Source organism: Acinetobacter sp. 228, from assembly GCF_048147885.1.
The window spans coordinates 1-6,825 of sequence record NZ_JAYWYV010000035.1 but is presented as its reverse complement, the minus strand read 5'-3'; the positions used below and the strand labels follow the sequence as shown (position 1 = coordinate 6,825).

The following is a 6,825-nucleotide window of genomic DNA, read 5'->3' as shown; positions in this document are numbered from 1 at the left end:
AGAATAAACGGTTAGGTTCAGTCCTGGCGCATATTCAACAGCAGCATGAAGAACTAGAAAAACAGAATAAACGTTCCCGGGCCAAGAAAAGTATGCCAAGTCGTAAAGCTCAGAAAGCTGTTGTTGAACAAAGAAACTTAAATCCTGTGCTTGACTCTTGTGGTTAAAAACAGGACATTTTAAATGGTTTATCGCATAGACATTTTAATTGGTGAATAACAACGTTATAATTCCACTTAGAAATCAATGCTGTAGTTTCTATTTTATAGCCCAATCGAGCCCGTTTGGGCTTTTTTTATGATTTTTTATGTTCCACGAATATTCTTTAATCAATGTTCCACGGTTTTGATTAGATATTTTAATAATTAAACTCCTCCCAATAAGAGCCGAGCGAGTGTCTACGAGCGATCAACTGGCATTAAAATTTTGCGCCTGCCTTTTCCCTGATTACAAGCTCCCTTTTGATTTTAAACGGTAGATACAGAGCATCCCGAATGGGTGCGAATTTTGGAGCTTTTGCTTTTCAAAAAGTATGAGCGAAGCGAATACATTATCAATGCTTTTTCTTTTAGATTTCACAAACAGGATTAACCAAAAACTGCCCCACGAAGCGAGGAACGAGCTTCAATAGAGTACGAGCTTTAGCGAGTACATAGGGCAGTTTTAAGCACTCCCCTCTTTTTTAATATTTTAAATATTTTTAAATATTTTTAGACCCCACTCAAAGCCATGCTGTGCGTGGCTTTGCAAGGTTTAACTATGAGGGATTGACGCATAACTATGAGGGATTGACGCATAACTATGAGGGATTGACGCATAACTATGAGGGATTGACGCATAACTATGAGGCGGTATATTATTCTCATAATTAATAATAAGGAATACAAAAATGAGTAAGCTCTTAGTAGTCAAAGCAAATAATATTATTGAAGCTAGTTATCAACTGTCTTTGAATGAACAGCGCTTAATTTTGGCGGCTATAGCCTGTATACCCAAAGGCGAAGAAGTGACAGATAACACAGGTTATTGCGTCACAAGGGAATCATTTATTGAGTTAGGTGTTAACCCAAAAACAGCAAGCAGAGAAATTAGAGAAGCATGTGATCGACTTTTTAATAGAGTTATCACAATAACAACTGAAGCAGGGACGTTTAAAACTCGATGGGTTCAAGACATCATGAAATACAATAGTGATTGGGCTTTGGCTAATCCTGACTTTATCCAAGAGGTGACAGGGAGCGATCCTTATGCAGAAGATTATATTTTGGCGGCAATAAGATTTAGTAAGTCTGTATTACCTTTTATTAGTAACTTATCATCTAACTTCACACAATATTTTCTTCAAGACATAGCAGGAGTAAGTAGTGGGTATAGCGTTCGATTTTATGAATTAATGATGCAATTCAAGAGTACAGGTTATCGAAAAATAAGGCTTGATGACTTGCGCAATATGCTTGATCTGAATAATAAGTATCCATTAACGGCAGACTTAAAAAGATGGGTAATAGATACCGCAATTGATGAACTTAATGAAAAATCCCCCATTACAATCAAATATAAACTGTTAAAAACAGGGCGTAAGTTCACACACATAGAATTAAAATTTAAGCAAAAATTGTCACCTAAAAAAATAGAATCTCAGCGAGATCAAAAAACTATAGATATGTTCAGCAACTTATCTGACAGTCAAATTAAGACCTACAGTTCAGTATTATCTAAGGTTCATAGCATCTCTGACTTAGCCGACAATAAAGATTACCCAGCCTTTTCAATATGGATTGCCAATATTTTACGTGACCCTACATCCGTCCGAGAGGAAACCGCAAAGCGGATTTTTAAAGCATTGCGGACTGAAACAGACTTCAAAGACTAAGATTTTATATACATTACGTCATAGGGAATGCTGAGTACAGTTTACGGCAAGTCGGATATTTAGCTTGAATTTTATGTAAATAATACGCCTGATCTTTTTCAAGAAAGCCGTTCAATAAACCACTCTTATCAGTATAGAAACAACGTCCTTTTTCTCTATCCCATGCTAAAAAAGGAGTGGATGGCTTACTTATTGATATAACATCATTATTACAGTGAAGTAGTGCCAGTGAACTTACCTGATAATTTCTTACTTGGTTACCATCTGGCGGATATGCTAAACCAATTATCAAATTTCCTTTTTTTATATTCTTAATTTTAAAATCGCCATTCCATTCATTTGGGCTAGAATATCTAAACCAAGCTATTAATGGGCGAAAAATAAAATTATGGTTAGAAAATTGAAATTTAGTCTGATTTTTATCTGATTCAAATGATTGAACTCTTGCTATAAATACCTCATTTGGTGAGTGTGGCATACATGCACTAAGATTTTGCGAACCCATGATTGTCGCTAAAATTCCACCGCATAAAATTAGTGTTTTTTGCATTATTTAGATATCTCAATATTTGGTAAGTCAAAAAGCTGTCTATCTCTATTTTCAGTTAAATATTCATTAAGTTCCGTAAGGATTTTTTCTTTGTTGGCTTCATTACTTTGCATCTTTTTAATCAAGTAAGAACCGAGCAAAATTTTACGTCGAGTATCATCTTTTCTTTCCTGCTCTTTCTGCTTGGTTCGTTCTCGTGCTTCGATAGCCTGTTTTTGCGCTTTTAACTGTTTCAGCTTTTCTAATTGAGCTTCAATTTTCTTTTCGATATTTTCAGCAGATTTTGTCATAACGGTTAATTTCTGGAAGAACAGCGGTTGCATCTGCTGCTTATCGTGCAGGGGAAAAACTAGAAGATGAACGTACAGGATTGACCCACGACTTTACGAGAAAAGATGGTGTAGCTCATTCCGAAATTGTTTCTAATCTCGATATTGAAATTGATCGAAATGAACTTTGGAATTTGGCTGAAAAAGCAGAAAACCGAAAAGATGGTCGAACCGCTAGAGAATGGGTGATTGCTCTACCTGATGAATTAGATCCTGATCAACGTAAGGACTTGGCAAAAGATTTTGCTCGGTCTTTAGTTGATCGTTATGGCGTGGTTGCTGATATAGCCATCCATGAACCAAGCAAAGGCGGCAACGATAAGAACCATCACGCCCATATCATGCTTACAACTCGAAAAGCTGAATTAGACAAAGATAGTAAATTAACTCTGACGACTAAAACCGATATTGAGTTAAGCAACGCCAAGCGTAAAAGTCTTGATATGGGTACGACCCAAGAAGAAATTAAAGAGATACGAGAGAAATGGGCGAACCTTGCAAATCTTGCATTAGAAAAAGCTGGTTGTAAGGAAAAGATCGACCATCGTAGCTATGTTGATCAAGGTAACGGACTACAAGCCACGATTCATGAAGGCACCAAAGTCACTCAATTGCGTAGACAAGGCATAGACACTGAAATCAGCCGTTTCAATGACAGTGTGAAGCAACAGAATAGCCAACAACTTAATCAAGAAAAATCAAAGACGGAAAATGTTTTACAACAGGGTCTAAATCGTGTCGAAAAAGGTTTTGATCAGTGGAAAAATAACCAAGAAGCCAAACGTCTAGAACAAGATCGCCAAGCACAAATGAAACAACAGCAAGAGTTAGACAAACAACGAGCCGAGCAAGCACTCCGCAAGGCATCTCAGAAACTAGATAAAGGCGGAATGTCCCGATGAGCAACCAAAATGATTTAGACGACCAGTTATACATTTTATTGGCATCTATGAAGGAATACAGAGAAGCCATAGCAGACGATAAGAAGCGATTAGAGACGTTTTACAGCCATGTAGCCATAGGGGTGCTCGATAAGGCTGAAAAATCGCTACAATACACAAATAAGCAAGCTATAGGGGCATTAAAGAGCCGTATTCAAGAATTAGATAAGGCAACGAGCCGTCTTAACTATCAATTCATTGCCATATTTGCCAGTGCCTTTATAGCGTTGGTAATGGTGCTGTTCTTGGCGTTATTTTTATTTGTACCAAGTATGGATGAAATCCAGCAGCGCAGATCGGAAGTAAACAACCTAAAAGAATACAGCTTAGACCTATCAAAATGTGATGGGAAAACATGCGTCAGAGTTATAAAAAAACAGTGTGGATATGGGAAAAATGCCGATTATTGTGTAATTGACCCTAAATAATTCAGGCTTTGTACTTTGCTCTGTTCCTTTCTTTATTTACCAAATATCTAATGTCGCAAAGTGACTCGACTTTGAAATTTGGCTAAAGCTAAATCTCAAAGCATCGAGTTACCGAACGTAGCGAAATATTTTTTTGATTGTTAAAAAAATTCAATTACTTAGATATACTGTCTGACATTAAAAAATATTATGAAATACAATGTCCGGTAGTCACCATTACGTGATTTTTCTTCAAAGCTACTGGATAATATTTTATGAACACCACAGATCGCCCAACAATTTTAACTGGCGACCGTCCCACAGGACAACTTCATCTAGGTCATTTCATTGGATCTTTACGTTCACGTGTAGGTTTACAAGATTCTCATCATCAACATCTATTATTAGCAGATGCTCAAGCATTTACCGATAATGCTGATAATTTCGAAAAGGTACGTAGAAACATTATTGAAGTTGCTACTGATTATCTTGCTGTTGGTATCGACCCGACAAAGACCACTATTTGTATCCAATCGGGACTACCGGCATTAAATGAACTAACTATGTTGTATTTAAATTTTGTCACAGTGTCACGTCTTGAGCGAAACCCAACTATTAAATCAGAAATTCAAATGCGTGGTTTTGAACGTGATATCCCCGCTGGTTTTTTATGCTATCCAGTGGCACAAACTGCAGATATAACAGCTTTTAAAGCAACTGTAGTTCCTGTCGGTGAAGACCAAATTCCAATGATTGAACAGACCAATGAAATAATACGTCGTTTAAATCGTCAAATTGGCCATGACTTACTGCCTGAATGTAAAGCCTTATTGTCTAATGTAGGTCGCTTACCCGGCTTTGATGGTAAAGCTAAAATGTCAAAATCTCTAGGTAATACTATTGTGTTAGATGCTTCAGATAATGACATAAAAAAAGCTGTTAATTCTATGTATACAGACCCTAATCATTTATGTATAGAAGATCCAGGGCAAGTTGAAGGTAATATAGTATTTACTTACTTAGATGCTTTTGACCCTAACAAAGAAGAAGTTGAAGAACTTAAAGCACATTATCGTCGTGGTGGTTTAGGTGATGGTGTTGTTAAAAAACGTTTAGAAGGCGTATTAAAAGAACTTATCACTCCTATTCGTGAACGTCGTATTGAATTTGCTAAAGATCCTGATTACATCATGGATATTTTGAAAGCTGGCACACTAAAATGCCAAGATATTACTCAACAAACATTAGATGAAGTTAAAAGTGGTTTGGGTGTATTCCATTTTTAAACTGAGATATAGAATTTTAAAAGCCTAGTTTACTAACTAGGCTTTTTCACGATTTAAGATATTACACAATTTAGAAACCGAGCGAGTGTCTACGAGCGATTGAGCATCATCAAAATTTCGCCCTCGCCTTTTCTCTGATTACAAGCTCCCTTTCGATTTTAAACGGTAGGTACAGAGCATCCCGAATGGGTGCGAACTTTGGAGCTTTTGCTTTTCAAAAAGTATGAGCGAAGCGAATACATTGGGCAGTTTGCACTCCCCTCTCGAAAGGCTTTTAATTATTTTTAAAGCTTTTAAATGCTTTTAGATAAGCTGAAAACATTGATATGAGAGGACTACAGCTTATATAAGCACACAAATTCTCTTGTATAAGCACACAAATTCTCTTGTATAAGCACACAAATTCTCTTGTATAAGCACACAAATTCTCTTGATTTACACACATAAAATATATAGTGTGTAAATACACATTAATAATAACGTGTATTTAATATGAAGAATGGTTTAGTTGTGAAAGATAATGCATTAATAAACGCCAGTTATAATTTAGAACTAACGGAACAGCGTTTAGTCATGCTTGCAATCATTAATGCAAGGGAATTAGGGCGGGGTATTACGGCAGATAGCAAACTAGAAATACATGCTAGTGACTATGCAAAACTATTTAATGTATCACCTGATGCATCCTACAAAGCCCTGAAAGATGCCGTAAATAATCTATTTAACAGGCAGTTTAGCTATACAGCCGAATATAAAAAAACAGGGAAGGTAGGTATCGTTCGCTCTCGCTGGGTAAGCCGTATTTTTTATGTAGATGATTTGGCATTACTAGAAATTACTTTCGCACCTGATGTAGTTCCTTTAATCACTAGATTAGAAGAACACTTTACAAAATATGAAGCCAAACAAGTTGCACACCTAACCAGTAAGTATGCCACTAGACTTTATGAGTTATTAATCGCTTGGCGTGAAGTTGGTAAAACACCTGTTTTTGAACTACAACAATTACGTAAAAATTTAGGTGTTGAAGATGATGAATATCAACGTATGCACCATTTTAAAAGCCGTGTATTAGAAACTGCCATTACTCAAATCAATGAACATACAGACATAAAAGCCACTTATGAGCAACACAAGAAAGGGCGTACAATTACTGGGTTTTCATTCAAGTTTAAGCAGAAACAACAACCGAAAAAATTAGATTCTAAGCGTGACCCAAACACACCTGACTTTTTTATCAAAATGACCGATGCACAACGCCATTTATTTGCAAAAAAAATGTCAGAAATGCCTGAAATGGGGAAATATTCACAAGGTACAGAAAGCTACCAACAATTTGCTATCCGTATAGCAGATATGCTGTTAGAGCCTGAAAAATTCAGAGAGCTTTATCCAATTTTAGAAAAATCAGGATTTCAGCCATGATTAAATTAAATAAC

7 protein-coding genes and 1 pseudogene are annotated in these 6,825 nt (G+C 36.3%); 6 read left to right on the top strand and 2 right to left on the bottom strand.

Going from position 1 to position 6,825, the window contains the following annotated elements:
- Together VXQ92_RS15255 and VXQ92_RS15250 are read left to right on the top strand one after the other, a co-directional pair.
- Window positions 1–167: pseudogene (locus VXQ92_RS15255) on the top strand (ISNCY family transposase); the annotation flags it as partial.
- 722 nt (window positions 168–889) lie between these two features.
- On the top strand, window positions 890–1,873 hold the full coding sequence (locus VXQ92_RS15250) for a RepB family plasmid replication initiator protein (protein WP_416682365.1): 984 nt from the start codon (window positions 890–892) through the stop codon (window positions 1,871–1,873).
- A gap of 13 nt (window positions 1,874–1,886) precedes the next feature.
- Here VXQ92_RS15250 and VXQ92_RS15245 read toward each other — a convergent pair whose 3' ends face one another.
- Window positions 1,887–2,423 carry a hypothetical protein gene (locus VXQ92_RS15245; protein WP_235943582.1) on the bottom strand — a complete coding sequence of 179 codons (537 nt, stop codon included), beginning with the start codon at window positions 2,421–2,423 and terminating at the stop codon, window positions 1,887–1,889.
- On the bottom strand, window positions 2,423–2,713 hold the full coding sequence (locus VXQ92_RS15240; RefSeq protein WP_416682367.1) for a mobilization protein: 291 nt from the start codon (window positions 2,711–2,713) through the stop codon (window positions 2,423–2,425). Before VXQ92_RS15240 ends, VXQ92_RS15245 begins: the two co-directional genes overlap by 1 nt.
- 8 nt (window positions 2,714–2,721) lie before the next feature.
- Here VXQ92_RS15240 and mobQ point away from each other — a divergent pair, with 8 nt between their 5' ends.
- The 4 genes from mobQ (at window position 2,722) to repM (ending at window position 6,811) form a co-directional block, all read left to right on the top strand.
- On the top strand, window positions 2,722–3,654 hold the full coding sequence (mobQ, locus tag VXQ92_RS15235) for a MobQ family relaxase (protein WP_171538794.1): 933 nt from the start codon (window positions 2,722–2,724) through the stop codon (window positions 3,652–3,654).
- Window positions 3,651–4,121: a hypothetical protein gene (locus VXQ92_RS15230; protein WP_171538792.1), complete on the top strand. Its 471-nt coding sequence runs from the start codon at window positions 3,651–3,653 to the stop codon at window positions 4,119–4,121. Before mobQ ends, VXQ92_RS15230 begins: the two co-directional genes overlap by 4 nt.
- 254 nt (window positions 4,122–4,375) lie before the next feature.
- Entirely contained in the window at window positions 4,376–5,386 is a 1,011-nt protein-coding gene (gene trpS, locus VXQ92_RS15225) for a tryptophan--tRNA ligase (protein ID WP_171538791.1), read from the top strand.
- A 492-nt stretch (window positions 5,387–5,878) separates the two neighbouring features.
- Window positions 5,879–6,811: a replication initiation protein RepM gene (repM, locus tag VXQ92_RS15220; protein ID WP_026438545.1), complete on the top strand. Its 933-nt coding sequence runs from the start codon at window positions 5,879–5,881 to the stop codon at window positions 6,809–6,811.
- The last annotated feature ends 14 nt before the right edge of the window (window positions 6,812–6,825 follow it).

What these genes read in the sequence shown, in the direction of transcription:
- VXQ92_RS15245 (WP_235943582.1), bottom strand. Translation starts at nt 2,423, where the DNA reads ATGCAAAAAACACTAATTTTATGCGGTGGAATTTTAGCGACAATCATG.
- trpS (WP_171538791.1), top strand. Translation starts at nt 4,376, where the DNA reads ATGAACACCACAGATCGCCCAACAATTTTAACTGGCGACCGTCCCACA.
- VXQ92_RS15230 (WP_171538792.1), top strand. Translation starts at nt 3,651, where the DNA reads ATGAGCAACCAAAATGATTTAGACGACCAGTTATACATTTTATTGGCA.
- VXQ92_RS15240 (WP_416682367.1), bottom strand. Translation starts at nt 2,713, where the DNA reads ATGACAAAATCTGCTGAAAATATCGAAAAGAAAATTGAAGCTCAATTA.
- VXQ92_RS15250 (WP_416682365.1), top strand. Translation starts at nt 890, where the DNA reads ATGAGTAAGCTCTTAGTAGTCAAAGCAAATAATATTATTGAAGCTAGT.
- repM (WP_026438545.1), top strand. Translation starts at nt 5,879, where the DNA reads ATGAAGAATGGTTTAGTTGTGAAAGATAATGCATTAATAAACGCCAGT.